This is a genomic window from Rathayibacter sp. SD072 (genome assembly GCF_017355185.1).
Classification (GTDB): Bacteria; Actinomycetota; Actinomycetes; order Actinomycetales; family Microbacteriaceae; genus Rathayibacter.
This window is the reverse complement of sequence record NZ_JADILJ010000027.1, coordinates 1-25,810: the sequence shown is the minus strand read 5'-3', so window position 1 is coordinate 25,810 and position 25,810 is coordinate 1. Positions and strand designations below refer to the sequence as shown.

Here is a 25,810-nt window from a genome sequence, read left to right as displayed (position 1 = left end):
GGCGTCATGGCCGCATCCACGATCACCGCGCTCCCCTCCGCCTCCGAGCACACCTGGGCCGCCCGCGACGCGGACGCCCCGCTGACGCAGGAGACCCTCGAGACCGTCGACGCCTGGTGGCGCGCCGCCAACTACCTCGCCGTCGGTCAGATCTACCTGCTCGCGAACCCGCTGCTCGCCGGGCCGCTCACCCGCGACCACATCAAGCCGCGCCTCCTCGGCCACTGGGGCACCACTCCGGGGCTGAACCTCATCTACGCGCACCTCAACCGCGCGATCCGCGAGCGCCGGCAGTCCACCCTCTACATCACCGGACCCGGCCACGGCGGCCCGGGCATGGTCGCCAACGCCTACCTCGACGGCACCTACAGCGAGATCTACTCGCACATCGACGAGACCGAGGACGGCCTGCGCCGCCTCTTCCGCCAGTTCAGCTTCCCCGGCGGCATCCCCAGCCACGCCGCTCCCGAGACCCCCGGCAGCATCCACGAGGGCGGCGAGCTCGGCTACGCGCTCAGCCACGCCTACGGAGCCGCCTTCGACAACCCCGATCTGCTCGTCGCCGCGGTCGTCGGCGACGGCGAGGCCGAGACCGGCCCGCTCGCCACCAGCTGGCACTCGAACAAGTTCGTGAACCCCGCGACCGACGGAGTGGTCCTGCCCATCCTGCACCTCAACGGCTACAAGATCGCGAACCCCACGATCCTCGCCCGCATCCCGTACGAGGAGCTCGAGAGCCTGCTCCGCGGCTACGGGCACGAGCCCTTCCTCGTCGAGGGCGGCTTCGACGGCGAGGACCCCATGCGCGTGCACGAGCGCTTCGCCGAGGTCCTCGACACGGTCCTGGACCGCATCGCCGCCATCAAGGAGCGCGCCGCGACCGGAGACCTGACGCGGCCGGCCTGGCCGATGATCGTCCTGAAGACCCCGAAGGGCTGGACCTGCCCCGCCGAGATCGACGGAGTCCAGGTCGAGGGCACGTATCGCGCCCACCAGGTGCCGCTCGCCAACGCGCGGGACACCGAGGAGCACACCCGCCTCCTCGAGGACTGGCTCCGCTCCTACCGCCCCGAGGAGCTCTTCACCGAGAGCGGCGGCATCGCCGAGCGCGTGCGCTCGCTCGCTCCCGAGGGCGAGCTGCGGATGAGCGCCACGCCGCACGCGAACGGCGGCCTCCTGCGCCAGTCGCTCCACCTGCCCGACTTCCGCCGCTACGAGGTCGTCGTCGAGTCCCCCGGCGGCACGGTCGCCGAGGCGACGAAGGTGCTCGGCGAGTGGCTCGCCGACGTCATCCGCGCCAACCCCACCAACTTCCGCATCTTCGGACCCGACGAGGTCGCGAGCAACCGCCTGCAGAGCGTCTACGCCGCCACCGACAAGCAGTGGGAGGGCGAGCTCAGCCCGCTCGACGACCACCTCGCCCGCGCGGGCCGGGTCATGGAGGTGCTCTCGGAGCACCAGTGCCAGGGCTGGCTCGAGGGGTACCTGCTCACCGGTCGGCACGGACTCTTCACCTGCTACGAGGCCTTCATCCACATCATCGACTCGATGTTCAACCAGCACGCGAAGTGGCTCAACGGCACGCGCGAGATCGAGTGGCGCCGCCCCATCGCGAGCCTGAACTACCTGCTCTCGAGCCACGTCTGGCGCCAGGACCACAACGGCTTCAGCCACCAGGACCCGGGCTTCATCGACCACGTCGTCAACAAGAAGCCGGAGGTGGTGCGCGTCTACCTGCCCTTCGACGCCAACACGCTGCTCTCGGTCTACGACCACTGCCTCCGCAGCGTCGACTACGTCAACGTCGTCGTCGCGGGCAAGCAGCCCGCCCCCGCGTGGCTCACGATGGACGAGGCCGTCGCGCACTGCTCGCGCGGCCTGGGCATCCTCGAGTGGGCCAGCAGCGAGCGTCAGGGCGAGTCTCCGGACGTCGTGCTCGCCTGTGCGGGCGACGTCCCGACCCTCGAGACCCTCGCCGCGGTGAGCATCCTGCGCGAGAAGCTGCCGGACCTCGCGATCCGCACCGTCAACGTCGTCGACCTCATGCGCCTGATGTCCGAGTCCGAGCACCCGCACGGCCTCTCGGACCGCGAGTTCGACGCGGTCTTCACTCCCGACCGCCCCGTCGTCTTCGCGTACCACGGCTACCCGTGGCTGATCCACCGCCTGACCTACAAGCGGACCGGCCACCAGAACCTGCACGTGCGCGGCTACAAGGAGAACGGCACCACCACCACTCCGTTCGACATGGTGATGCTGAACGACCTCGACCGCTACTCGCTCGTGATCGACGTCATCGACCGCACCCCCGGCCTCGGCTCCCGCGCCGCCGGCCTCCGCCAGGAGATGCAGGACGCCCGCCTCCGCGCCCGCGCCTACACCCGCGAGTTCGGCGAGGACCTCCCCGAGGTCGCGAACTGGACCTGGTCCGGCGAGCGCTCCGGCAACGCCAGCACCGCCACGGGCGGCGACAACGAATGACGCGGTGCGAGGGACGCCTTCCGCGGCGTTGTCGTCGGGCGCGATACCGCCGGTATCGCTTCCTCCTCCGCCTTGCGGAAGCCGCCCCTCGCACCGCGTCCGGTAGAGCGGTCGGCCGGTCCGACGACGCTTCCGCGAGATGTCACTCCGGTGGGCGACTCTGCGGTCACCTCGTACCGAAGTGGCATCTCGCGGCTCAGGCTGCCGGAGCCAGGTAGCCGTTCCACTCGGGTTCCATGCGCTCCGCGCCGCGCACGAGCCAGGATCCGGCCCGCGGCACACGGGGCACCGTCCGCAGGTGCCAGCCCATCTCGGCCGGCGTGCGGTCGCTCTTGGTGTTGTTGCAGCGGTGGCAGCAGGCGACGAGGTTCTCCCACGTGTCGCGCCCGCCGCGCGACTTCGGCTGGATGTGGTCGATCGTGTTCGCGTGGGTCCCGCAGTAGCCGCAGCGGTGGTTGTCCCGGCGCAGCACGCCACGGCGGGACACGGGCACCGTCCGCGAGCTCGGGATCCGCACGTAGCGCGTGAGCAGGATCACGGACGGGCGGACGTAGTCGCCGGCCGCACCGTGCACCGGATTGTCCTCGTCGGCCTCGATGACGGTGGCCTTCTCGGTCATCAGCAGGACCAGCGCCCGCTTGAACGAGACGACCGCGAGAGGCTCGTAGCCGGCGTTGAGAACCAGGGTGCGCATCAGTGACCTCCGAACGTGCCTCGGCCGTCGCCGCGCGGCATCGCCCAGAACGCGAAGAAGGGCGCCGTCGTGATGACGGCGCCCTTCGGGCCCGCGGCAGATCGCCGCGTCGAGTCGTGGTGACGTATCCGCGTGTCGGAGGAGTGCACCGACGCGGAGAGGATCCCCGCCCGGATCGAGTCGGTCCGCCGCACGCGCGAACGCAGCCCCACAGCGTGGTGCCCGTTCCGCTCGGCCATCCCGGCACTCCGTCCCTCGACGAACCGCTCCGCCGTTCGAGCGGAGTGGGGTTCAGAGTATTCCTTCCCCCGCGAAACACCAGAGGTTCGCCGGAATTCGTCATCCGCATTTCACATCGATGACGCCCGGAACGCGGACGAGCCCGCCCCCGGGGAGGGAGCGGGCTCGTCCGAGTGCGACCGGCGGTCAGCCGGCGATGCGCACGATGTAGTAGTCCGACGTCCAGATCGGCTGCACCCGGACGCTCGCACCGGCGTAGGGCGCGTGCAGGATGTTGCCGTTCCCCGCGTAGAAGCCGTCGTGGCCGGGCATGATCACCAGGTCGCCGGGCTGCGCCTCGGACTCCGGGATGCGGGTGCCCATCGCGGCCTGGCCTGCGGCCGAGTGCGGCATCGAGATGCCGTACTGCGCGAACACGTACATGACCAGACCGGAGCAGTCGAAGCCGCTCGGGTCCGCGCCGCCGAAGACGTAGGGCACGCCCTGGTACTGCATCGCGGTGTTGAACACGGCCGACAGGCTGTACCCGGTGGTCGGAGCCGACGCGGCGAGCTCCGCGGCGGAGGCGCCGTCGTAGGAGTTGAACTCCTCCGCCGTCTCGGCGCGGGCCTCCTCGACGTCGTCCGTCTCCACGACGGGCTCGACCACGGGCTCCGGCTCGGGGGGCGGCGGGGGCGGAGGAGCGGCCTCGGCCGAGAACGCGTCGCGTGCGATCGCGTTCTGCACGACGCTGCCGGCGACCGCAACGGTCTGCGCGTCGCCCTGTCGGAGGAGGTCGGCCTGCGAGGCGGCGAAGGGGCTGTCGGTCTCGGTGCCCGGCGAGAAGGCGTAGGCGGGCAGGGCCATGGTGGCGACCAGCGCGCCGGCGAAGCCGACGATCGCGACCTTGCCGAGCTTCCGGCCCCGGTGCTTGCGCGGGGTGCCGGCCGGCGACGGCACGAAGTCGGTCACGTCGCGCTGCCGCGCCGGAGCCGTCGGGACGGCACGACGGGCGACCGGCGCCTCGGAGTGGATCCGAGCGCGCACGACGGGCGGCTGGTTCTCGAAGGTGGCGGTGCTGCGGGGGCTGTTCGGGTGGGTGGAGCGGTACCGGTCGGGGGTTCCGGGGGTGTCGTTCTCGGCCAAGGGGTTGGACCTCCGCGTCCCGTCAGCCCAGGCAGCTGTCCCGTCTCATGCACGAAGCATCGATGTTCACGGTGGTCCGAGACGGGCAGGGGGACGTCGGATTCCGCGCCCTGGAACCGAGGTTCGGATGCAGGGCTCCCCAGAGCGTAAGCGACCGTTACCGATTTGTCACCATTCGACGGCACCGGATCCTGGGGACAGCCGACGGCGGGACCCGGGATGCACTAGGAGTCCGTCCAGCGTCCGGTCAGGAACCCCGCGATCCGGAACCGGTCAGACGACGAGGAAGATGTGCGCCGCGACCTCGGTGGGGAGCTCGATGCCCGCCTCCGCGCCGTCGATGCGCACCAGGACGTAGCCGTTCAGCGCCGAGAACTCGCCCTCGGCGCCCGGCATCACGCCCGCCTGCTTGAGCTGCAGCAGCAGCTCCGGGTCGACCTGCGCCGGCTCGCCGAGGCGTCGGACGACTCCGCGCTTGGGCTCGGCGGAGCCCGCGACGAAGCGCGGCAGGCTGATCACGCCGTCCGCGAAGCGCGAGGCAGGGCTGTCGCCCAGCTCGTCGAGCCCGGGGATCGGGTTGCCGTAGGGCGACTCCGTCGGGTGGTCGAGCATTTCGAGGAGACGGCGCTCGACCTGCTCGCTCATGACGTGCTCCCAGCGGCAGGCCTCCTCGTGCACGAACTCCCAGTCGAGCTTGATGACGTCGTGCAGGAGGCGCTCGGCGAGGCGGTGCTTGCGCATGACGTGGATCGCCTTGCGGCGGCCGTCGGAGGTGAGCTCGAGGTGGCGGTCGCCCGAGACGACGACGAGGCCGTCGCGCTCCATGCGCCCGACGGTCTGCGAGACGGTCGGTCCCGAGTGGCTCAGACGCTCCGAGATGCGAGCACGGAGGGGGATGATGTTCTCCTCCTCCAGCTCCAGAATGGTCCGCAGGTACATCTCGGTCGTGTCGATCAGATCCGTCATCTCAGCCTTCCCGTCTCGGCGCGCTCAACCTTACTGGGCACCGTGTCGCAACATCCGCGAGGCGTACGGCACCAGGCCTTCGTCACTCGAAGGAGGGGGCGAGCCGGGAACCCTAGTATTAACGCATGCCGGACGTCACCATTCCTCGCGAGCTCCTCCCCCACGACGGACGATTCGGCTGCGGCCCGTCCAAGGTGCGGCACGACCAGCTCGCGCATCTCGCGACCGAGGGCGCGCACCTCCTCGGCACGTCCCACCGGCAGGCCCCGGTCAAGAACCTCGTGGGCCGGGTGCGCGAGCACCTCTCGACGCTGTTCCGCGTGCCCGAGGGCTACGAGGTCCTCCTCGGCAACGGCGGCTCGACCGCCTTCTGGGACTCGGCCGCCTTCTCGCTCATCGAGCGCCGCGCCGAGAACCTCACCTTCGGTGAGTTCGGTCAGAAGTTCGCGAAGGCCGCCTCCGCGCCGTTCCTCGAGCCCGCGCACGTGATCTCGGCGCCCGCCGGCTCGCGCAGCGAGGTCGAGGTGCTGGAGGGCGTCGACGTCTACGCCTGGCCTCACAACGAGACCTCGACCGGAGTCATGGCGCCCGTGACGCGGGTCCACGGCGACGAGGGCGCGCTGACCGTCATCGACGCGACGAGCGCCGCCGGAGGCATCGACTTCGACGCCTCGCAGGCCGACGTGTACTACTTCGCCCCGCAGAAGAACTTCGCGAGCGACGGGGGCCTCTGGTTCGGCCTCTTCTCTCCCGCCGCCATCGAGCGCGTCGAGCGCATCGCCGCGAGCGGCCGCTACATCCCCGAGTTCCTGAGCCTGAAGAACGCGGTCGACAACTCGCGCCTGAACCAGACGCTGAACACGCCGGCCCTCGCGACCCTCCTGCTGATGGAGTCGCAGCTCGACTGGATGAACGGCAACGGCGGCCTCGCCTGGGCCTCGGCGCGCACCGCCGAGTCCTCCTCCGCCATCTACGACTGGGCCGCGGCCTCGTCGGTCGCGACCCCGTTCGTCGAGGTCCCCGAGCACCGCTCGCAGGTCGTCGCCACCATCGACTTCGACGCCTCGATCGACGCGGCGCTCATCGCGAAGATCCTCCGGGCGAACGGCATCGTCGACACGGAGCCCTACCGCAAGCTCGGGCGCAACCAGCTCCGCATCGCGACCTTCACCGCCATCGAGCCGGACGACGTCCGGTCGCTGCTGAACTGCATCGACCACGTCATCGAGCGCCTGGCCGACTGAGCGGGTGCGGAGGATGAGGCTGTGGCTCCGCGAGGAGGAGCGCCGACCGAGTCCTCCGCCCTACCCGAGCGACGACGCCCGGGCGCTGCTCGTCGGCTGCCTGATCTGGCTGGCGGCGCTGATCGGCGTGCTCGTGGCGTCCGCGATCGGAGGAGACGTCCCTCCCCTGGTGCTGTCGACCGTCGTCATCGGCTTCGTGCTCGGCACGATCGGCCTCTTCTACAGCCGCAACCGCCGCTGACGGGTCAGCCGGCGTCCGTCTCCATCGTGAGCGTCGCCTCGATCGGATCGATCGCGAGCTCCACGGTGACGCTCCCGAGTTCCGACAGCCGGGCCACGTGCGTCCCGCCGCACGGGATCGACGCCTCACCGGCGGGCAGATCGCACCGCCAGGTGCGCCGCGCGCTCAGGCTCGCGTCGTCCCTCTCGATCCGCACATCCGCGTCGGTGCCGATCCACTCGGCGAGCAGCTCGTCGATCCGCTCCGTCAGGTCGGGGAGCGCCTCCTGGAGTCGGGCGGTGTCGAAGCCGCTGCGCCGCAGCGACTTGCCCAGCCGGTAGACGTCCGTCGATCCGGACGACCGGATGAGGGACGTCGTGATCGCCGCCTGATCGAAGTCGGGGCTGCCGAGCGAGTCGGTGCGGACCGGCTTGCTCCAGAAGCCGGCGAGGGCGGCGTTGAGCGCGAGAGACGCCAGGTGGCACGCGGTGTGACCCCGCGACAGCGAGCGCCGCTCGGCGGGGTCGATCTCGACGCGGACCCGCTGACCCTCGGCGAGCGCCGACGCGTCGGCGACGAGGTGCGCGACGACGAAGCTCCAGCCCTCGGTCCCGAGGCGCACGGGAAGGCGGTCGCCGAGGTGCAGCGCACTGCCGTCCCACGCCGCGATCCGGCAGTCGAGGAGCCGGTAGCGCAGGCCCTCCGCCACGAGGGCGCCGACATCGGCACCCTGGTCCGGCCAGGTGGGATCGACCGGATGCGCGGCCGTCTCGTCGAGGACGACGACCCAGCGGCCGTCCTCGCGCACCTCCAGGTGCAGGATCGCCCCCTCGGAGGCGGTGGCTCCGTCGGGGTAGGAGACGAGCGTGTCGGAGTTGATCACGCCGGCCCCTCCCCCGCGGCGCGCGGCCGAGACGCCGACTCAGCGGTCGTCGTCGTCCCGGTCGTCGTCATCGTCGTCTTCGGAGTCCTCGTCCTCGGACTCGTCGTCTTCGGAGTCGTCGTCGTCATCATCGTCCGAGTCGTCGTCTTCGGAGTCGTCATCGTCATCATCGTCCGAGTCGTCGTCGTCCGAGTCGTCCTCGTCGTCGTCGAGCACGACCTGGTCGTCGAACTCGTCCTCGGAATCGGCGTCCTCCTCGTCCGAGTCCTCGTCGTCCGCGTCCTCGTCCTCCGCGTCCTCGAGCTCCTCGCCGGCGGCGTCCTGCGCAGCGCGGTAATCGGCGAGGCGGTCGGTCCACGGCACCCAGTCGGGAGCCAGGACGGCGCCCTCACCGGGCAGCAGCTCGACCTCGAGCACGTTGACGTCCTCGGTCTCGTCGATGCGCGAGAGCGTCGCGGTCCAGAGCCATCCGGGATAACCGCGCATGAGGTTGGCGAACTGGAGCGAGACGACGTGCTCGCCTTGAGCGAGCGTCGCCACCAGCGGCCCGATCGTGTCCGCAGGAGTGATGTCGGCGAGCGCCTCGCGGGCCCGGTCCTCCGACGCCGCGAGCACCGGATCGAGCTCGTACACGGGCTCGGGGGCGAGGTCGTCCGCGGCCTCGTCCGCCGAGGCGTCCGGCTCCGGCTCCTCGGAGGCGTCCTCCTCGCCGGCCGTCGCGGTCAGCTCGGTCTCCTCCGACTCCGGTGCCTCGGTCTGCTGAGACACCTCATCCGACTCCAGTGCCTCGACCTCCTGGGGGGCCTCCGCGAGTCCGTCGTCCGAGCCGGCGTCGTCCACCGGCACCTCCGCCCGCTCGGGAGCCGGATCGGCAGTGTCGACGGAGCCCTCGAGAGCCTCGACGGGAACGTCCTCCGACGCGGGCACCCCTGCCGGGTCCGAGTCGGAGCCGACAGGAAGGAGGGACTCCTGCCCCTCCTGCGGCGCGAGGTCGCCGGTCGTCTCGTCGGCGTCAGGCATCCAGCTCGTCCGCGACCTTGCGCAGCAGGGCCGCGATCTTGCGTCCGTGCGCCTTGTCGGGGTAGCGACCGCGCTTGAGGCCCGTGCCGATCCCGTCGAGCAGCTTGACGGTGTCCTCGACGATCACCGACATGTCGTCCGCCGACTTGCGGTTCATCTTGACCATGCTGACGGGGGCTTCGAGGATGCGGGCCGACAGGGCCTGCGCTCCGCGCTTGCCGTCGGCGATGCCGAACTCGAGTCGCGTGCCGGGCTTCACCGCGGTCCCCGAGGGCAGCGCGGACGCGTGCAGGAAGACCTCCTGGCCGTCATCAGTGCTGATGAAGCCGAAGCCCTTCTCCTCGTCGTAGAACTTGACCTTGCCGGTAGGCATGCAGAACCCCTCCTGGAATCGAAGCAGCCACCAGTTTAGAGGCTCCCCGGCTCGGCCTATCCTTGACGCGTGAAGCCACAGCCGCCCGCGGGCATCGGACGCGCCGAGCGCACCCTCGCCTACATGTTCATCGCGATCATCGTCGTGACCGTGCTGGCGTTCCTCGCCATCCTGATCGCGCCCGCTACAGGGCTGCGCGAGTACGAGGGCCCGCTGTGGCAGTTCGTCTTCGCGATCCCCCTCGTGGGCCTGCCGATCGCGTTCCTCATGATGATCGCGATGCTCGTCGTCGGAGTGCGGCGCCGCCGCGCCTCCTGAGCGCGCGGGCGCGAGGACGACGCCGAGCGATCCACCACTTCGCTCCCAGACTCCGTTCAGCCAACGCGCAGAAGATGTGTTCATGGACGGACCCCGAATTCTCATCGTCGACGACGAGCCCAACATCAGAGACCTGCTCACCACGAGCCTCCGCTTCGCCGGCTTCGCCGTGCGCGCGGTGGGGAACGGCGCTCAGGCCATCTCGGCCGTCCTCGAGGAGGAGCCCGATCTGATCATCCTCGACGTCATGCTCCCGGACATGAACGGGTTCGGCGTCACGAAGCGGCTGCGCTCCGCCGGCTACACCTCGCCCATCCTCTTCCTCACGGCGAAGGACGACACCGAGGACAAGATCACCGGCCTCACCGTCGGCGGCGACGACTACGTCACCAAGCCGTTCAGCCTCGACGAGATCGTCGCTCGCATCAAGGCGATCCTCCGCCGCACGATGCACGCGGAGGAGGACGCCGTCATCCGCGCCGGCGAGCTCACCATGGACCAGGACACCCACGAGGTCCTCGTCGGCGACGAGCCCGTCGAGCTCAGCCCGACCGAGTTCAAGCTCCTGCGCTACCTGATGCTCAACCCCAACCGGGTGCTCAGCAAGGCGCAGATCCTGGACCATGTCTGGGAGTACGACTTCAACGGCGATGCGGGCATCGTCGAGTCCTACATCTCGTACCTCCGACGTAAGCTCGACACGCATTCCGAGGAATCGCTCATCCAGACCAAGCGAGGATTCGGATACATGCTGAAGGTCGCGAAGGCCTAGCCTCCCGTCCGATCCACGTCGCGGAGCCCGAGGCTCCGCAGCCCGGCGGCCGTCCCTTCGAGGGGCGGCCGCCGTTCCGCCATCGAGGGAGTCCCACCGCCATGCACCAGACCCTGGCCGAGCGGTGGAACTCCATCTCGCTGCGCACGAAGATCACCGCGGTGACCGTGCTGCTGCTGACCCTCGGACTCCTGGTCTCGGGCATCGGCACCATGACGATGCTCAAGCCGCAGCTCATCTCGCAGCTCGACCGCAATCTGACTCTCAAGGCGCAGGCCGTCGCCGACTCGCTGAGCGCGATCGGCGAGGCGGGACTCGACGACGACGACGCGGACTACGTCGGCGCCGTCTACGACGCGCTCGGCAACCGCGGGGACACGACGGCCGCCGGTCCGACCGACCCCGTCTTCCCCGAGACGTTCACCATCGAGCAGGCGCTCAAGATGACGGACAAGGTTCAGCACGTCCTGAGCGAGAACGGCAAGATCGAGTACCACTTCGTCGCGACGACGTACTCGCAGGGCAACCAGATCGAGACGCTGCTCCTGGCGACGTCCACGCGGAACGTCGACTACATCATGACGCTGTACCTGACGATCTTCCTCGGCTTCGGAGTCGCGATCGTCGTCATCGGGGCGTTGCTCACGCGCTTGCTGGTCACCACCACCTTCGCCCCGCTGCGCGAGGTCGAGCGCACCGCCGCGGCGATCGCCGACGGCGACTTCAGCCAGCGCCTCGACGGCACCACCCCGAACACCGAGGTCGGGCGTCTGAACCGCTCCCTCAACGCGATGCTCGGGCGCATCGACACCGCGTTCCGCGATCGGGCGCGCACCATCGACCAGATGCGGCGCTTCGTCGGTGACGCGAGCCACGAGCTGCGCACTCCCCTCGTCTCGGTCCGCGGCTACGCCGAGCTCTACCGGATGGGCGCGCTGCAGACGCCCGAGGCCGTCGGCCAGGCTATGGAGCGCATCGAGAAGGAGGCGATCCGCATGGGCGGCCTCGTGGAGGACCTGCTCGAGCTGGCCCGTCTCGACGAGACCAAGCCGCTCGCCCTGGCGCCCGTCGACCTCATGCCGCTCGCCCGCGACGCCGCCATGGACGCCATGGCCTCGTGGCCCGATCGCGACTTCGGCGTCGAGACCCGGGACGACACTCCGATCGAGACCCCCGCCCTCGACGAGGACGAGCTCGCCGACGGCGCGACCCAGCCGATGCAGACCGCCGCCGCAGGCCTCACCGGTCCGATCGCGGCCGCGAGCGCCCGGCTCGCTCGTCTGCGACGCCGCCCCCGCCGTGTCGTCAAGGCGGAGGAGATCGCAGCGGGCACCGCCGAGGCCGCCCCGGAGGAGGCGGGCGTCCCCGCGCTCGTGATGGCGGAGGAGAACAAGATCCGCCAGGTGCTCACCAACCTCATCGGCAACGCGGTGCGGTACACGCCCGAGGACACTCCGATCGAGATCGGCGTCGCCGTCGACCGCTCCCGCCGCGTGGCGTTCCTCGAGGTCATCGACCACGGCGAGGGCATCCCGCCGCAGATCCGCGAGAAGATCTTCCAGCGCTTCTGGCGCGCCGACACGTCGCGCACCCGCGAGACCGGAGGCAGCGGACTGGGCCTCGCGATCGTGTCCTCCATCGTCAGCGCCCACAAGGGCCGCGTCGACGTCGTCGAGACGCCGGGCGGAGGCGCGACGTTCCGCGTAGCCCTGCCTCTCCTCACCGTCGGCCCGAACGGCGAATCCTCCCCAGCCTCGGTCTGACCGCCTCCGCGGTCCCCGCCCTCGGACCTACCGTTCTCGCACGCGCCGACCGGCGCCGACCGGAACGAGAGGACTCCCCCATGACCCGCTACCAGACCGACATCGACGCGCTCACCACCATGACCGGCACCGCGCACGGCTACATGGACCGCATCCAGACGGAGGTCTCGGGACTGCTCGCCCAGCTGACCGGCCTGGAGGCCTCGTGGCAGGGCCGGGCCTCGAGCGCGTTCCAGGGGGTGGTCGGCGTCTGGCGGGCGACTCAGGCGCAGGTCGACGAGGGGCTCTCGACCATCACCCTCGCTCTCGGCACCGCCGCGCAGCAGTACGAGGACACCGAGCAGGCGAACGCGCGGCTCTTCGGCTCGTGAGCGCGGCGCCGGGCGGGGCGCACCGCTCTGCGTGAGCGTAGCGCCCCTCCGGCCGGCGGACGCCTGCGCTCGGCACCGGGCCGGGATGCACAGAAGGCGGCTCCCCCGGAGGGCAACCGCCTTCAGCGTGTGGTGCGGGTCGGACTAGAAGTCCATGCCGCCCGTGGGGTCGCCGGCCGGGACCGGGTTCTTCTCGGGCTTGTCGGCGACGACGACCTCGGTGGTGAGGAAGAGGCCGGCGATGGACGCCGCGTTCTGCAGAGCGGAGCGGGTGACCTTGACCGGGTCGATGATGCCGGCGGCGATCAGGTCGACGTACTCGCCGGTCGCGGCGTTGAGGCCGTGTCCGGTGGGCAGCTCGCGGACCTTGGCGGCGACGACACCGGGCTCGAGACCGGCGTTCAGCGCGATCTGCTTGAGCGGGGCCTCGATGGCGACCTTGACGATGTTCGCGCCGGTCGCCTCGTCTCCGGTGAGCTCGAGCTTGTCGAAGGCGAGCTTGCCGGCCTGGATGAGGGCGACCCCACCACCGGCGACGATGCCCTCCTCGACGGCGGCCTTCGCGTTGCGGACGGCGTCCTCGATGCGGTGCTTGCGCTCCTTGAGCTCGACCTCGGTCGCCGCTCCGGCCTTGATGACCGCGACACCGCCGGCGAGCTTCGCGAGGCGCTCCTGGAGCTTCTCGCGGTCGTAGTCGCTGTCGGTGTTCTCGATCTCGGCGCGGATCTGCGCGACACGACCGGCGATGGCCTCGGCGTCGCCGGAGCCCTCGACGATGGTGGTCTCGTCCTTGGTGATGACGACCTTGCGGGCCGAGCCGAGCAGGTCGAGGGTGACGTTCTCGAGCTTGAGGCCGACCTCCTCGGAGATGACCTGGCCGCCCGTGAGGATCGCGATGTCCTGGAGCTGCGCCTTGCGACGGTCTCCGAAGCCCGGGGCCTTGACGGCGACGGACTTGAAGATGCCGCGGATCTTGTTGACGACCAGGGTCGCCAGCGCCTCTCCGTCGACGTCCTCGGCGATGATCAGGAGCTGCTTGCCGGCCTGGATCACCTTGTCGACGACGGGCAGGAGGTCCTTGATGTTCGAGACCTTGGAGTTGACGATGAGGATGTAGGGGTCCTCGAACACCGCCTCCTGGCGGTCGGGGTCGGTCACGAAGTACTGCGACAGGTAGCCCTTGTCGAAGCGCATGCCCTCGGTCAGCTCGAGCTCGGTGCCGAAGGTGTTCGACTCCTCGACGGTGACGACGCCCTCCTTGCCGACCTTGTCGATCGCCTCGGCGATGATCGCGCCGATCTCGGGGTCCGCAGCCGAGATGGACGCGGTCGCCGCGATCTCGTCCTTGGTCTCGATGGCCTTCGCGCCGGCGATGAGCTCGGCGGTGACGGCCTTGACGGCCTTCTCGATGCCCTTCTTCAGGGTGATCGGGTCGGCGCCGGCCGCGACGTTGCGCAGGCCTTCGCGCACGAGCGCCTGAGCGAGCACGGTCGCGGTGGTGGTTCCGTCGCCGGCGACGTCGTCGGTCTTCTTGGCGACCTCCTTGACGAGCTCGGCGCCGATCTTCTCGTACGGCTCGTCGAGCTCGATCTCCTTGGCGATCGAGACGCCGTCGTTCGTGATGGTGGGGGCGCCCCACTTCTTCTCGAGCACGACGTTGCGGCCGCGCGGGCCGAGGGTCACCTTGACCGCGTCGGCCAGAGTGTTGAGTCCACGCTCGAGGCCGCGGCGGGCTTCTTCGTCAAAAGCAATGATCTTGGCCATGTGTGTTTCTCGTCCCTCCCGGACGTCAAGAAAGTTTCATTCCTGGCACTCGGATCAACCGAGTGCCAAGAGCGATTCTGGCACTCACGGGTGACGAGTGCAAGCGACGCGACACGGGCGGAACGACAGGAGCCGCCGTCCGCTCGAGGCGGGCGACGGCTCCTGCGACAGGCGCGCGGATCAGACCACGCGCACCGATTCCGCCTGGGGTCCCTTCGATCCGCTGCCGACCTCGAAGGCGACGTGCTGGCCCTCCTCGAGGACCTTGTAGCCCGACATGTCGATCGCGGAGTAGTGGACGAACACGTCCTGTCCGCCCTCGTCGACCGTGATGAAGCCGTAGCCCTTCTCAGCGTTGAACCACTTGACGGTTCCGTTCGCCATTTCCACTCCCAAAGTGCTGTGCTGCCCTCGACACCAGCGATGCGCTAGTGCCTCCGAGTCGAGATACTAATCCGCGGAATGACGCCGGAAACGGCCGGAACGGGCGTTCGGGAAAGAGTTGTCCGCGATTCAACACGGATTAAACGTGCCGGAAACAGAACACCCCCTCCAACGCGAGGATGCATCGGCTCCCGGGCTCCGGAGGCCTCAGTCGACCGGGTAGTCCGCACCGAGGACGACGACCAGATCGCCGGTCTCGACGAACTCGTCGCCCTGCACGATCTCACCGGCGCCGAGCGACTCGACGAGGCCCAGTGCCGCACCCTCGAGGGCGGCGTCGCTGTAGTAGACGGTCGTCACGGCCTGATCCTCGGAGTTCGCGTTCGCGACCGTCGGCACCGTCCAGCCGGCCGTCGTCAGCTGATCGCCCGCACTCGCGGCGAGCCCCGCGGTCGCCGTCCCGTTCAGCACGGCGATCTGCAGCGCCGGATCGAGGGTCGGCGTCGCGGAGGGCGACGCCGACGCGTCCGCGATGCCCGTGGGGGCGGTGAAGACGTCGTTGAACTGGACGCGGTTGTCGATCACGAGGAGGCCGATGAATCCCAGCAGCACGATGACGCCCGTGGCCAGCGCCGCCCAGGCGAAGGCCACGAGGCGCGCGTGCGGGGCAGGAGGCCGACGGTGCGCTCCGACGCGCCCCTCCGTCGCCGGGATCTCGTCGAAGCGGTCCTTGGGGTGCGTGTTCGACATCGGGTCGGGGCCGGCCTTCCGTTGCGGTGTGCTCGAGCAGCGGGTCTACTCGGGGCGCCCGAGGCGTCGTGCCGCGCGGGCACCGGAGCGTCCGTCGCGGATGCGCAGGAGGCGGTTGACGAGCATCGGGTCGTGAGCGAGGGCCGCCGGAGAGGCGAGGACCGCGCCGAGGACCTGATAGTAGCGGGCGACCGAGAGGCCGAACCTGGACCGGATCGCGTCCTCCTTGTCGCCCGAGCGCGAGGTCCACTCGCGCTCGAAGGCGAGGACCTCGCGGTCCCGGTCCGAGAGGGTCGCGCCCGCGCCCCGCGTCGTTCCCGTCGTCCCGCTCATCGCTCCAGCGTAGGCACGCCGTCCGCCCGCGCCGGGGAGGCGCTCCGGTACATGCTCACGTGGTCGATGCCCGCCTCCCGGTACTCGGCGCCGAACGCCGCGAACCCCGAGCGCGCGTAGAGCCCCGCGACGTACGACTGCGCGTGCAGGAGCATCGCCTCCTGCCCGTAGCGCTCGATCACCGCCTGCACCAGGGCGTGGGCGAGCCCCTCGCCGCGCCGGTCCGCGCGCGTCACGACGCGTCCGATGATGCGGTGCGCATCGGCGTGCTCCGGCTCGTCGTCGCGGAGGGTGCGCAGGTACGCCGCGGCCCCGCGCTCGTCCGCGATCCACCAGTGGCGCGTGGTCGGCTCGAGGTCACGCGCGTCGAGCTCCTCGTCGTCCACTTTCTGCTCCCGGAGGAACACGTCGGTCCGCAGCCTCGCGAACGAGTGGACCTCCTCGATCGTGAGTTCGCTCCACGCCTTCGAGATCACGGAATTCGCCTGCACGGCTGGGAGTTTACGAGAGAGGAGGGGAGCACCCCTCCCCCGTAAACTGGCGAGGAATCCTAGGGAGACCCATGTCGTCGTATTCCGTGAACAAGACCGACGCCCAGTGGCGCGAGGAGCTCGACCGCGAGCAGTACGCGGTCCTGCGCGAAGCCGCCACCGAGCGTCCGTGGACGGGCGAGCTGCTCGACGAGCACCGCTCCGGCCTGTACACCTGTGCCGCCTGCCACGCGGAGCTCTTCCAGAGCGGCACCAAGTTCGACTCCGGCTGCGGCTGGCCCAGCTTCTACGAGTCCGTGAACCCGGACGCGGTCCAGCTGATCGAGGACAGCACCCTCGGCATGGTGCGCACCGAGGTGCGCTGCGCCAACTGCGGCTCGCACCTCGGCCACGTGTTCCCGGACGGCTTCGGCACTCCGACCGGCGACCGCTACTGCATGAACTCGATCGCACTCGAGTTCCAGGCCGAGAGCGAGTGACGGTGCCCACTCCGGTGCTCGACGCCGTCCTCGCGAGACGCTCGCGGTCGAAGGTGACGGCGGAGGCGCCGGGGCACGACGAGATCGCGACGTACGTCCAGGCGGCGTCGCGCCTCGCCGACCACAGCTCGCTGCGCCCCTGGCGGGTCATCGAGATCCGCGGAGCGGCGCGCGACCGCATCGGCCGCGCCTTCGCGGCGGCGTCCGGGTCGAAGAAGGACCCGCGCAAGTACATCGAGAAGACGCACCGCGCCTCGCTCCTGCTCGCCGTCGTGGTGAGCACGAAGAAGTCCAGCGTGCCGGACTGGGAGCAGGAGGCCGTCGCCTCGGGCGTCGCGCACCTCCTGAGCCTGCTGCTCGACGAGGCGGGCTGGGGCGTGTTCTGGCGCACCGGCTCGTACACGCGCGCCAAGGCGGTCCGCAAGGCGCACCGTCTCGAGAAGGGCGAGGAGCTCCTGGGCTGGCTGTACGTCGGGCGCCCCGACGGCAAGATCGGCGGGCCCAAGCGGCCGACGCCGGCCGAGAAGCACCTCAGCGTCCTCGCGCCCTGACGCCCGCGGGCGCCCCGCCTCCTCGGCGCGGCGCCCGCGATAGTGTGTCCGGGTGCCTCAGGGCACCTGCCGACGTGGCGCAATTGGTAGCGCACCCGACTTGTAATCGGGCGGTTACGGGTTCGAGTCCCGTCGTCGGCTCCGAAGTCCCCGCGCCTGAGCGGAGCCGTACTCCACACGGCCGCGGTCCGTGATCGTCCCGCCGCTCGGAAGGCCGGGCGGTCGGCGGGCCGCATCCTCACGGGTGCTCACCGTGCGACCGACGCGCCTCCTCGCGCCGCGCCCGCCGAACGACGACGAAGGGGCGCGCCCGGATCCTCCGGACGCGCCCCTTCGTCAGTGCTCGACGAACGTCAGCTCGCGGGCGTCGGGGTGGGCGACGCCGAGGAGTACGTGTCGGCCGCCGAAGCGAGCACGAACGAGCTGAACGCCTCGGGGTCGGTGAGGGAGCCGGTGTAGGCCTCGCCGTTCACGAGGACGGTCGGGGTGCCGGAGACCTTCTCGACCTCGGTGCCCGGCAGCGGCCCCGCGGTCGCCCGCTCGGTCGCGGCCTGCACCCAGCTCGTGAAGGAGCCGTCGTCGATGCAGGAGTCGACGGCCGCCGTGTCCTCGACTCCGGCGTCGGCCGCGTAGCCCTTGAGCTGCTTGTCGGACAGGCCGTCGGTCCCCTCGGCGGGCTGGTTCTCGAAGAGCAGCGCGTTGAAGTCGAAGAAGGAGTCGGGAGAGCTGTCGGCGACGCAGGCGGCGGCGTTCGCGGCGCGCTCGGAGTACTTCGTGCCGTTGGAGCGCGTGGTCAGGATCGCGATCGGGTGGATCTCGACGGTCGCGGCCCCGCTCTCGACCCACTCCTGGATCTGCTCGCCGTTGGTCGTCTCGAACTGGCCGCAGTAGGGGCACAGGTAGTCGACGTAGACGCGGATGTCGACGGTGCCGGTCGAGGTGTCGAGCTCGCTCGGGCTGGGGGTGCCGCTCGCGGGGATCGGGTCGGAGGTCTGCGCGACCAGGCCCTCACCCACGACGAGGCCGTCGCTGGCCATGTTCGCCGGACCGGGGCCCACCTCGGCCGGGCGGAGGTTCGGCACGAGCACGAGGGCGACGATCGCCACGACGGCGATGACGGCGACGGCGAGCCCGCCCTGCAGGAGGAGACGGCCGGCGCGATCGCGGCGCTTCTGCTGCTCGCGGAGTCGTCGGGCCTTCTCCCTCGCTGCCTCTCGACGCTGGTTCTTCGAGAGACGGTCGTTGGCTCCGCCGTTGGTCATGACAAGGACACTCCGAGAAAGAGAGGGGAAGGACGTCGCCGGGACGCGACGCCGGAATCCTACGCGCGAGCCCTGGGAATACCCCAAACGGCGGGTAGTCGCCGGGGCCGCGACCAGGAGGCGCCGTCGCGGTGGCGCGGTTGCGGCGCGTGGCATACTGTGACGGTTGGCCGCCGTCGTCCACACGACGATGACCATCATCAATTCCATTCACTCGGATCGTCCGGCACGTACCTGCCGGTGAAGGAGCAAGAACAATGGCGTCCGTAACCTATGACCACGCGTCCCGCGTCTACCCCGGGGCCACGCGTGCCTCCGTCGACAAGCTGAACCTCGAGGTCGGCGACGGCGAGTTCCTCGTCCTCGTCGGGCCCTCCGGCTGCGGCAAGTCCACCTCCCTGCGCATGCTCGCCGGCCTCGAAGAGGTCAACGAGGGCCGCATCCTCATCGGCGACCGCAACGTCACGGACGTTCCGCCGAAGGACCGCGACATCGCGATGGTGTTCCAGAACTACGCGCTGTACCCGCACATGTCGGTCGCCGAGAACATGGGCTTCGCGCTCAAGATCGCCGGCATCAACAAGGACGAGCGCGCCGCGCGGGTCCTCGAGGCCGCGAAGATGCTCGACCTCGAGCCCTACCTCAACCGCAAGCCGAAGGCCCTCTCCGGTGGTCAGCGTCAGCGCGTCGCGATGGGCCGCGCCATCGTCCGCAAGCCGCAGGTGTTCCTCATGGACGAGCCGCTGTCGAACCTCGACGCCAAGCTCCGCGTCCAGACCCGCACTCAGATCGGCACCCTCCAGCGCCGCCTGGGCATCACCACGGTCTACGTCACCCACGACCAGACCGAGGCGCTCACCATGGGCGACCGCATCGCGGTCCTCAAGGACGGCCTCCTCCAGCAGGTTGGCAGCCCGCGCGACCTGTACGAGAACCCGAACAACGTCTTCGTGGCCGGCTTCATCGGCTCGCCCGCGATGAACCTGTTCCACGCCGACGTCACCGACGGCGGAGTCAAGTTCGGCGACACCGTTCTCCCGATCGCCCGCGAGGCGCTCGCGAAGACGAGCCAGAAGGTCGTCACGCTCGGCGTCCGCCCCGAGGACGTCACCGTCTCGACGCAGCCCGGCGGCCTCCCCATCGAGGTCGACCTCATCGAAGAGCTCGGCTCGGACGGCTACCTCTACGGCCACACCGAGGTCGAGGGACGCCGCACCGACATCGTCGCGCGCGTCGACGGCCGCGTGCACCCCACCGCGGGCGACCGCGTCTACGTGACCGCGAACCACCGCGTGCACATCTTCGACGCGGAGTCGGGCGAGCGCCTCTCCTAAGGCTCCGCTCCCGCGCACACGCTGCCGCCGTCTCCTCCGGGACGGCGGCAGCGTTCGTTACCGCTCCTCCACCGCCCGACTTCCGACACGAACGGCGCTCCATGTCCGGATCCCTGAACATCACCTCCGCCACCGTCGACCCCGCCCTCCTGGACCTCCCGTGGAACCTGCGCCTCGACGACTGGCCCGACGCCTACATCGCCGCTCTGCCCAAGGGCATCTCGCGGCACACGGTGCGCTTCGCCCACCTCTCGGGGCACGTCGTCGCCGTGAAGGAGACGACCGCCGAGATGGCTCGTCGCGAGTACGAGATGCTGAAGACCCTCCAGCGCCTCGACGTGCCCTGCGTGGTGCCCGGCGCCGTCATCGCGAACCGCACCGACGACGAGGGCGGTGAGCTGCCCGCCGTGCTGGTGACGCGCCACCTCAAGTTCTCGCTCCCCTACCGGGCGCTCTTCTCCCAGACGCTGCGGCCGGACACGGCGACCCGCCTCGTCGACGCCCTCGCCCTCCTGCTCGTCCGCCTGCACGTGATCGGCTTCTTCTGGGGCGACGTGTCGCTCTCGAACACGCTGTTCCGCCGTGACGCCGGTGCGTTCGCCGCCTACCTGGTCGACGCCGAGACGGGACAGCTCTACTCGGGCGGGCTCTCGAACGGCCAGCGCGAGAACGACCTCGAGATCGCCCGCGTGAACATCGCCGGCGAGCTCCTCGACCTCGAGGCCGGCGGCCGCGTGGACGAGGACCTCGACCCCATCACCGTCTCGGACGGGATCGTCGCGGCGTACCGCAGCCTCTGGAAGGAGCTGACGGGCGTCGAGTCGTTCGCCACCTCCGAGCGCTGGCGCATCAACGACCGCGTGAACCGCCTGAACGACCTCGGCTTCGACATCGAGGAGCTGGCGATCAAGACCGACGACGCCGGATCGACGGTGCGGATCCAGCCGAAGGTCGTCGACGCCGGCCACCACCAGCGCCGCCTGCTCCGCCTGACCGGGCTCGACGCCCAGGAGAACCAGGCGCGACGGCTCCTGAACGACCTCGACTCGTACACCGCGACCTACGGCAAGCAGGGTCTGGACGAGGAGATGGTCGCCCACGAATGGCTGGCTCAGGTCTTCGAGCCGGTGATCCGCTCGATCCCGCGCGATCTGAAGGGGCGTCTGGAGCCGGCGGAGATGTTCCACCAGCTGCTCGAGCACCGCTGGTTCATGTCGCAGCAGCAGGCCCGCGATGTGCCGCTCGCCGAGGCGGTCACCGCCTACGTGAACGACATCCTGCGCCACCGCCGCGACGAGGCGACGATCATCGCCCCGCCGACCGAGGCCCTGACGCTGCCCAACCTCGTGATCGACGAGGCGGGCGACGCCGAGCTGACCGACGAGGACGCCGAGGTCGACTGGACGAAGAACGTCTGACCTCTCACGAGGAAGGCCCGTGCGAATCGCTCCGCACGGGCCTTCGTCGTTCTTCCCGGCCCCGCGAGGGGCCCGGCGCGGTGAGCTGCAAGGCGGAGGAGGAAGCGATACCGGAGGTATCGCGCCCGACGACAACACCGCAGATCGCCGTGCCGGGCCCCTCGCGGTGAGCTGCAAGGCGGAGGAGGAAGCGATACCGGAGGTATCGCGCCCGACGACGACACCGCAGATCGCCGTGCCGGGCCCCTCGCTATTTCTGTGACGCGCGGAGCTTCGAGATCTCGTAGAGCGCGACGGACGCGGCGATGCCCGCGTTCAGCGACTCCGCCGCCGAGCTGATCGGGATCGAGACGATCGCGTCGCACTGCTCGGTGACGAGGCGGGACAGCCCCTTGCCCTCGCTGCCGACGAGCACGAGCAGGGGCCGATCGGCCAGCTCGAGACCCGGCAGCATGGTGTCGCCGCCGCCGTCGAGCCCGATGACGAAGACGCCGTCGCGCTTGAAGTCCTTGATCATGGCGGTCAGGTTCGACGCCATGGCGACGGGCACGCGGGCCGCGGCTCCGGCCGAGGTCTTCCACGCGGCCGAGTTCAGACCCACCGAGCGGCGCTGGGGCACGATGACGCCCTGACCGCCGAACGCGGCGACCGAGCGGATGATCGCGCCGAGATTGCGGGGGTCCGTGATCCCGTCGAGCGCGACGAACAGGGGGACCTGCGCGCGGGAGATGCTGCGCTGCAGCAGATCGCTCGGGTGGGCGTACTCGTAGGGCGGCACCTTGAGGACGAGGCCCTGGTGCACCGAGTCGGGGCCGGCGAGCCGGTCGAGCTCGGGGCGCATGACCTCGAGGACGGGCAGGCCGCGCGCGGTGGCGAGCTTGAGCGCCTCCTTGACCCGGTCGTCCATCTCGATGCGGGTCGCCACGTAGAGCGTCGTCGCGGGGATCTTCGCCCGCAGCGCCTCGAGGACGGAGTTGCGGCCCGTGACCATCTCGGACTCGTCGACGCTCTTGGGCCTGCGCGACGGAGCGGGGCGGCCCGCTCCCCCTCTGGCGGCCGCCGACAGCGTGCTGCCGGGACGCCCCTTGCCGCCGGCGGCGACGAAGCGCTCGCGCGCCGCCTTCGCCTTGCCCGCGGGGTGGTACGGACGGTCCTCCGCCTTCGGCGTGGGCTTCTTGCCCTCGAGGGCCTGCCTGCCCTGACCGCCGGAACCGACGGCCTTGCCCTTGCTCTTCTTTCGGACCGCTCCTGGGCGGCCGGGCTTATTCGCCATCGAGACTCCAATGCGCACCCGTCTGGGTGTCTTCGATCGTGATTCCCGCCGCAGCGAGATCGGTTCGGATGCGGTCGGCGGCCGCCCAGTCGCGCTGCTCCCGCGCGGACTGGCGCTCGAGGACCAGACGGTCGACGAGGACGCTCAGAGCCCGGTAGGAGGGCTCGTCGTCGGAGCGCGCCCACTCGGGCGCCTCCGGGTCGATGCCGAGCACCGACGCCATGGCGAGGACCTGCGTGCGCAGCGCCGCGACGGTGCCCAGATCCTCGGCGTCGAGGGCGGCGTTGCCGGCCCGGACGGTCTCGTGCAGGACGCCGACCGCCTGCGGGACCGACAGGTCGTCGTCCATCGCCTCGGCGAACTCCTCGGGCACGAGCGGCTCGCCGAGGGTGGCGAAGCGGGTGCCCTCCAGGCGTCGGCGCGACCTGTCGAGGAAGCCCTCGATCCGCTCGAGGGCGGCCTCGGCCTCGTCGAGCGCACCGTCGTGGAACTCGAGCGTCGAGCGGTAGTGCGCCGAGCCGAGGTAGTAGCGGACGACCAGCGGTCGCGCGGCGCCGAGGAGCTCGGAGGCGAACACGGAGTTGCCGAGCGACTTGCTCATCTTCTGCCCGGTCACCGAGACGAGCCCGTTGTGCAGCCAGTAGGACGCGAAGGCGTGCCCCGCCGCGCTGGACTGGGCCAGCTCGTTCTCGTGGTGCGGGAAGCGGAGATCGAGGCCGCCGCCGTGGATGTCGAACTGCGTGCCGAGGTACTTCGTCGACATCGCCGAGCACTCGATGTGCCAGCCCGGGCGGCCGCGGCCCCACGGAGAGGCCCAGGACGCCGACTCGGGCTCGTCGGGCTTCATGCCCTTCCAGAGGGCGAAGTCGTGCGGGTCGCGCTTGCCGCGGGGGTCCGCGTCGGTCGCGGCCTCCATGCTCTCGAGGCGCTGGTGGGTGAGGGCGCCGTAGTCGGGCCACGAGCGGGTGTCGAAGTAGACGTCGCCGGACTCGTCGGGCGCGGGGTACGCGTGGCCGAGCTCGATGAGGCGCTGCACGAGCCCGATCATCTCGGCGATGCTCGCCGTGGCGCGCGGTTCGTAGGTGGGAGGGAGGATGCCGAGGGCGTTGTAGGCCGCCGTGAACTCGAGCTCGACGCGGTAGGCCAGGGCCCACCACTGCTCGGACGGCACCTCCTCGGGGGCGGCGCGGCGCGACTCCTCGGCGATCGCGAGGATCTTGTCGTCGATGTCGGTGACGTTGCGCACGAGGGTGACGTGGAACCCGCGGTAGCGGAGCCAGCGCCGCAGCTGGTCGTAGACCAGCGCCGAGCGCAGGTGACCGATGTGCGGGGAGGACTGCACGGTGGGTCCGCAGACGTACATCCCGACCTCGTTCGCACGGAGGGGGACGAAATCGACGAGGGCCTGGGCCTTCGAGTCGTGCAGTCGCAGAGTCACGGGGCGAGTTTACCGGGCGCGCCGCCTCCGGCCGGGCCGCGGATCAGCGCGCTGGCGGGGCGGGGAGCACGAGTGCGGTGGCGGTCGCCGCCACTCCCTCGCCCCGGCCGGTGAAGCCGAGGGCGTCCGACGTGGTGGCCGCCACGCTCACCGGCGCGCCGAGCAGCCCCGAGAGCAGCCGCTGCGCCTCGTCCCGGCGCGGCGAGAACTTGGGGCGGTTGCCGATGAGCTGCACCGCGACGTTGCCGATGACGAACCCCGCCGCCTCGACGAGGTCGCGCGTCGCGACGAGGAACACCTCGCCGTGCGCGTTCGCGAACCTCGGGTCGGAGGTGCCGAAGCGGGAGCCGATGTCGCCGAGGCCCGCGGCCGCCAGCAGCGCGTCGCAGATCGCATGCGCGACCGGATCCCCGTCGCTGTGGCCGGAGAGGCCCCGCTCGCCGGGCCAGTGCAGTCCCGCGAGCCAGAGAGGCGACTCGTCGTCGAAGGCGTGCACGTCGGTGCCGATGCCGACCCGCGGAGGGGCGACGGGAACCGGTGGGGCGAGGAGCTGCTCCGCCCTCGAGAGGTCCCACGGCGTGGTGATCTTGAAGGCGAGCGGATCGCCCGCGACGACGACGGATCCGTGCCCGTGCGCCGCGAGGAGCGCCGCGTCGTCCGTGTGCTCCGTGCCGGCCGCCGCATACGCGGCGTCGAGCAGTGCGCGCGGGAAGCCCTGCGGGGTCTGCACGGCGGCCAGCAGCGAGCGGTCGACCGTCTCGAGGATCGCGCCGTCGGCCTCGATGCGCTTGATGGTGTCGGTGACCGGGAGCCCGGGGACGACCCCTCCCCCGGTCGAGCGGACGGCCGCGACGACCCGCTCGAACTGACCGACGGGAGTGAGTGCGCGTGCGGCGTCGTGCACGAGCACCGTGTCGATCGAGGGTGCGAGCAGCGCGAGGCCGCGCGACACCGACTCCTGGCGGGTCGCCCCTCCGGCCGTGACCGCGATGCCGTCGGAGCCCGAGGCGGTGCGGCAGAGCGCGACGGTCTCGTCGACGAGCTCCGCCGGAGCCACGACGACGATCTCGACGGGCTCGGAGAGCGTGAGGACCGTGCGGAGGCTGCGCTCGAGGATCGTGCGCCCCGCGCAGTCGACGTAGGCCTTGGGGCGCTCGCGTCCGAGCCGGGTGCCGCTGCCCGCCGCCACGATCACGACGGCGACGGTGGGAGCAGCCGCGGAGAGGGGGGTCATCGGGCACGTCCTTCCACCGGCGGTCGCCGGCGGTCAGAGTACCAGGGGGCCTCTGCGGGTGAGGACCCCCTCGGTCGGACGGGCGCGGAGGGGTCGCTACGCTAATCTGGAGTCGGCCCGTGCACCGTGAAGACGCCCTGTCCGGGGCGAGCAGGGCCGACGATCTGGAGGAACCTGTGAAGGCGCGTATCGCTGCATCCGTCGTTCTCGCGGTCGGCGTCGCCCTCGCAACCGCCGGCTGCAACCTCGTCGCCCCCCAGGCGACCCGCAACATCTACGACCCGAGCGACGGAGTCGGAGCGACCATCGGCGATCTCGCCCTCCGCAACGCCTTCATCGTCTCGAACGACGGCGAGGAGGGCACTCTCGTGGTCACGATCGTGAACGACTCCGCCGACACCGAGACGCTCGAGGTGCAGTACGAGTCGAGCGAGGGCCGGACCGACGGCGAGCTCGAGCTCGTCCCCGGCCGGAACGAGATCGGCCCGACCGCCGAGCAGGCGGTGACGATGTCGGGCCTCGACACCGTTCCCGGCAGCCTGTTCCCCGTCTACTTCCAGTACGGCGACGTGGAGGGCAAGGAGCTGCTGGTCCCCGTCCTGACCAACGCGCTGGAGTCGTACGCGACC

Annotated in this window: 27 protein-coding genes and 1 tRNA gene; 13 read left to right on the top strand and 15 right to left on the bottom strand. The window is 70.5% G+C overall.

Annotation, left to right across the window (positions count from 1 at the left end; genetic code table 11):
* Positions 1–6: 6 nt before the first annotated feature.
* Complete coding sequence (locus IOC53_RS11780; protein ID WP_207405934.1) at positions 7–2,481, top strand: phosphoketolase; 2,475 nt, start codon at positions 7–9, stop codon at positions 2,479–2,481.
* A gap of 196 nt (positions 2,482–2,677) precedes the next feature.
* Here the strand turns inward: IOC53_RS11780 and IOC53_RS11775 are convergent, their stop codons facing one another.
* The 3 genes from IOC53_RS11775 to IOC53_RS11765 all read right to left on the bottom strand — a co-directional run bounded on the left by IOC53_RS11775 (position 2,678) and on the right by IOC53_RS11765 (position 5,506).
* Entirely contained in the window at positions 2,678–3,175 is a 498-nt protein-coding gene (locus IOC53_RS11775; RefSeq protein WP_207405932.1) for an HNH endonuclease, read from the bottom strand.
* A gap of 426 nt (positions 3,176–3,601) precedes the next feature.
* Positions 3,602–4,540 (bottom strand): C40 family peptidase, encoded by a 939-nt coding sequence (locus tag IOC53_RS11770; protein WP_242683254.1) that lies wholly within the window; start codon positions 4,538–4,540, stop codon positions 3,602–3,604.
* Between the two features lie 273 nt (positions 4,541–4,813).
* Positions 4,814–5,506, bottom strand: a complete 693-nt coding sequence (locus IOC53_RS11765) for a metal-dependent transcriptional regulator (RefSeq protein WP_207405930.1) — start codon at positions 5,504–5,506, stop codon at positions 4,814–4,816.
* A 125-nt stretch (positions 5,507–5,631) separates the two neighbouring features.
* Between IOC53_RS11765 and serC the strand changes: the two genes are divergently transcribed.
* Together serC and IOC53_RS11755 are read left to right on the top strand one after the other, a co-directional pair.
* On the top strand, positions 5,632–6,750 hold the full coding sequence (gene serC / locus IOC53_RS11760) for a phosphoserine transaminase (RefSeq protein ID WP_207405928.1): 1,119 nt from the start codon (positions 5,632–5,634) through the stop codon (positions 6,748–6,750).
* Between the two features lie 13 nt (positions 6,751–6,763).
* Complete coding sequence (locus IOC53_RS11755) at positions 6,764–6,991, top strand: hypothetical protein (protein ID WP_207405926.1); 228 nt, start codon at positions 6,764–6,766, stop codon at positions 6,989–6,991.
* 4 nt (positions 6,992–6,995) lie between these two features.
* Here the strand turns inward: IOC53_RS11755 and IOC53_RS11750 are convergent, their stop codons facing one another.
* Genes IOC53_RS11750 through IOC53_RS11740 form a run of 3 tightly spaced genes read right to left on the bottom strand, consistent with a single transcriptional unit; the run spans position 6,996 to position 9,246 of the window.
* Complete coding sequence (locus IOC53_RS11750; RefSeq protein WP_207405924.1) at positions 6,996–7,853, bottom strand: metal-dependent hydrolase; 858 nt, start codon at positions 7,851–7,853, stop codon at positions 6,996–6,998.
* A gap of 39 nt (positions 7,854–7,892) precedes the next feature.
* Positions 7,893–8,873: a DUF3027 domain-containing protein gene (locus tag IOC53_RS11745; protein WP_207405922.1), complete on the bottom strand. Its 981-nt coding sequence runs from the start codon at positions 8,871–8,873 to the stop codon at positions 7,893–7,895.
* On the bottom strand, positions 8,866–9,246 hold the full coding sequence (locus IOC53_RS11740; RefSeq protein ID WP_207405920.1) for a cold-shock protein: 381 nt from the start codon (positions 9,244–9,246) through the stop codon (positions 8,866–8,868). The genes IOC53_RS11745 and IOC53_RS11740 overlap by 8 nt, the downstream gene beginning before the upstream one ends.
* Before the next feature lie 69 nt (positions 9,247–9,315).
* Between IOC53_RS11740 and IOC53_RS11735 the strand changes: the two genes are divergently transcribed.
* The 4 genes from IOC53_RS11735 (at position 9,316) to IOC53_RS11720 (ending at position 12,470) form a co-directional block, all read left to right on the top strand.
* Positions 9,316–9,564, top strand: coding sequence for a hypothetical protein (locus tag IOC53_RS11735; protein ID WP_251946620.1), 249 nt, complete (start codon positions 9,316–9,318; stop codon positions 9,562–9,564).
* Positions 9,565–9,646: 82 nt separating this feature from the next.
* Entirely contained in the window at positions 9,647–10,336 is a 690-nt protein-coding gene (locus tag IOC53_RS11730; RefSeq protein WP_055787731.1) for a response regulator transcription factor, read from the top strand.
* 101 nt (positions 10,337–10,437) lie between these two features.
* Entirely contained in the window at positions 10,438–12,099 is a 1,662-nt protein-coding gene (locus tag IOC53_RS11725; RefSeq protein WP_207405919.1) for a cell wall metabolism sensor histidine kinase WalK, read from the top strand.
* 80 nt (positions 12,100–12,179) lie between these two features.
* On the top strand, positions 12,180–12,470 hold the full coding sequence (locus IOC53_RS11720; RefSeq protein WP_207405916.1) for a WXG100 family type VII secretion target: 291 nt from the start codon (positions 12,180–12,182) through the stop codon (positions 12,468–12,470).
* 144 nt (positions 12,471–12,614) lie between these two features.
* Here the strand turns inward: IOC53_RS11720 and groL are convergent, their stop codons facing one another.
* The 5 genes from groL to IOC53_RS11695 all read right to left on the bottom strand — a co-directional run bounded on the left by groL (position 12,615) and on the right by IOC53_RS11695 (position 16,192).
* Positions 12,615–14,234: a chaperonin GroEL gene (gene groL / locus IOC53_RS11715; protein WP_207405914.1), complete on the bottom strand. Its 1,620-nt coding sequence runs from the start codon at positions 14,232–14,234 to the stop codon at positions 12,615–12,617.
* A 180-nt stretch (positions 14,235–14,414) separates the two neighbouring features.
* Complete coding sequence (locus IOC53_RS11710; RefSeq protein WP_207405912.1) at positions 14,415–14,618, bottom strand: cold-shock protein; 204 nt, start codon at positions 14,616–14,618, stop codon at positions 14,415–14,417.
* A gap of 207 nt (positions 14,619–14,825) precedes the next feature.
* Positions 14,826–15,368 carry a LytR C-terminal domain-containing protein gene (locus tag IOC53_RS11705; RefSeq protein ID WP_207405911.1) on the bottom strand — a complete coding sequence of 181 codons (543 nt, stop codon included), beginning with the start codon at positions 15,366–15,368 and terminating at the stop codon, positions 14,826–14,828.
* 45 nt (positions 15,369–15,413) lie between these two features.
* Complete coding sequence (locus tag IOC53_RS11700; protein WP_207405908.1) at positions 15,414–15,701, bottom strand: DUF3263 domain-containing protein; 288 nt, start codon at positions 15,699–15,701, stop codon at positions 15,414–15,416.
* Positions 15,698–16,192 (bottom strand): GNAT family N-acetyltransferase, encoded by a 495-nt coding sequence (locus IOC53_RS11695; protein WP_207405907.1) that lies wholly within the window; start codon positions 16,190–16,192, stop codon positions 15,698–15,700. The genes IOC53_RS11700 and IOC53_RS11695 overlap by 4 nt, the downstream gene beginning before the upstream one ends.
* Positions 16,193–16,263: 71 nt before the next feature.
* Between IOC53_RS11695 and msrB the strand changes: the two genes are divergently transcribed.
* The 3 genes from msrB to IOC53_RS11680 all read left to right on the top strand — a co-directional run bounded on the left by msrB (position 16,264) and on the right by IOC53_RS11680 (position 17,363).
* Complete coding sequence (gene msrB, locus IOC53_RS11690) at positions 16,264–16,671, top strand: peptide-methionine (R)-S-oxide reductase MsrB (protein ID WP_207405905.1); 408 nt, start codon at positions 16,264–16,266, stop codon at positions 16,669–16,671.
* A gap of 2 nt (positions 16,672–16,673) precedes the next feature.
* The gene (locus tag IOC53_RS11685; protein ID WP_307786174.1) at positions 16,674–17,222 is read left to right on the top strand and encodes a nitroreductase family protein; all 549 of its coding nucleotides are present in this window, start codon (positions 16,674–16,676) and stop codon (positions 17,220–17,222) included.
* 68 nt (positions 17,223–17,290) lie between these two features.
* Positions 17,291–17,363 (top strand) — tRNA-Thr (locus IOC53_RS11680).
* 212 nt (positions 17,364–17,575) lie between these two features.
* Here the strand turns inward: IOC53_RS11680 and IOC53_RS11675 are convergent.
* Positions 17,576–18,484 carry a thioredoxin domain-containing protein gene (locus IOC53_RS11675; protein WP_207405901.1) on the bottom strand — a complete coding sequence of 303 codons (909 nt, stop codon included), beginning with the start codon at positions 18,482–18,484 and terminating at the stop codon, positions 17,576–17,578.
* A gap of 257 nt (positions 18,485–18,741) precedes the next feature.
* Between IOC53_RS11675 and IOC53_RS11670 the strand changes: the two genes are divergently transcribed.
* On the top strand, positions 18,742–19,818 hold the full coding sequence (locus tag IOC53_RS11670) for an ABC transporter ATP-binding protein (protein ID WP_207405899.1): 1,077 nt from the start codon (positions 18,742–18,744) through the stop codon (positions 19,816–19,818).
* A gap of 101 nt (positions 19,819–19,919) precedes the next feature.
* Positions 19,920–21,236: a DUF4032 domain-containing protein gene (locus IOC53_RS11665; RefSeq protein ID WP_207405897.1), complete on the top strand. Its 1,317-nt coding sequence runs from the start codon at positions 19,920–19,922 to the stop codon at positions 21,234–21,236.
* A gap of 250 nt (positions 21,237–21,486) precedes the next feature.
* On the opposite strand, the gene rlmB is transcribed toward IOC53_RS11665, so the two are convergent.
* Genes rlmB through ispD form a run of 3 tightly spaced genes read right to left on the bottom strand, consistent with a single transcriptional unit; the run spans position 21,487 to position 25,181 of the window.
* Positions 21,487–22,509, bottom strand: coding sequence for a 23S rRNA (guanosine(2251)-2'-O)-methyltransferase RlmB (gene rlmB / locus IOC53_RS11660; protein ID WP_207405895.1), 1,023 nt, complete (start codon positions 22,507–22,509; stop codon positions 21,487–21,489).
* Positions 22,499–23,947, bottom strand: a complete 1,449-nt coding sequence (gene cysS / locus IOC53_RS11655) for a cysteine--tRNA ligase (RefSeq protein ID WP_207405893.1) — start codon at positions 23,945–23,947, stop codon at positions 22,499–22,501. The genes rlmB and cysS overlap by 11 nt, the downstream gene beginning before the upstream one ends.
* Before the next feature lie 43 nt (positions 23,948–23,990).
* The gene (ispD, locus tag IOC53_RS11650) at positions 23,991–25,181 is read right to left on the bottom strand and encodes a 2-C-methyl-D-erythritol 4-phosphate cytidylyltransferase (RefSeq protein WP_207405891.1); all 1,191 of its coding nucleotides are present in this window, start codon (positions 25,179–25,181) and stop codon (positions 23,991–23,993) included.
* Between the two features lie 176 nt (positions 25,182–25,357).
* Here ispD and IOC53_RS11645 point away from each other — a divergent pair.
* Positions 25,358–25,810, top strand: a 453-nt coding sequence (locus tag IOC53_RS11645) for a hypothetical protein (protein WP_207405889.1), incomplete at its 3' end; no start/stop codon positions are given.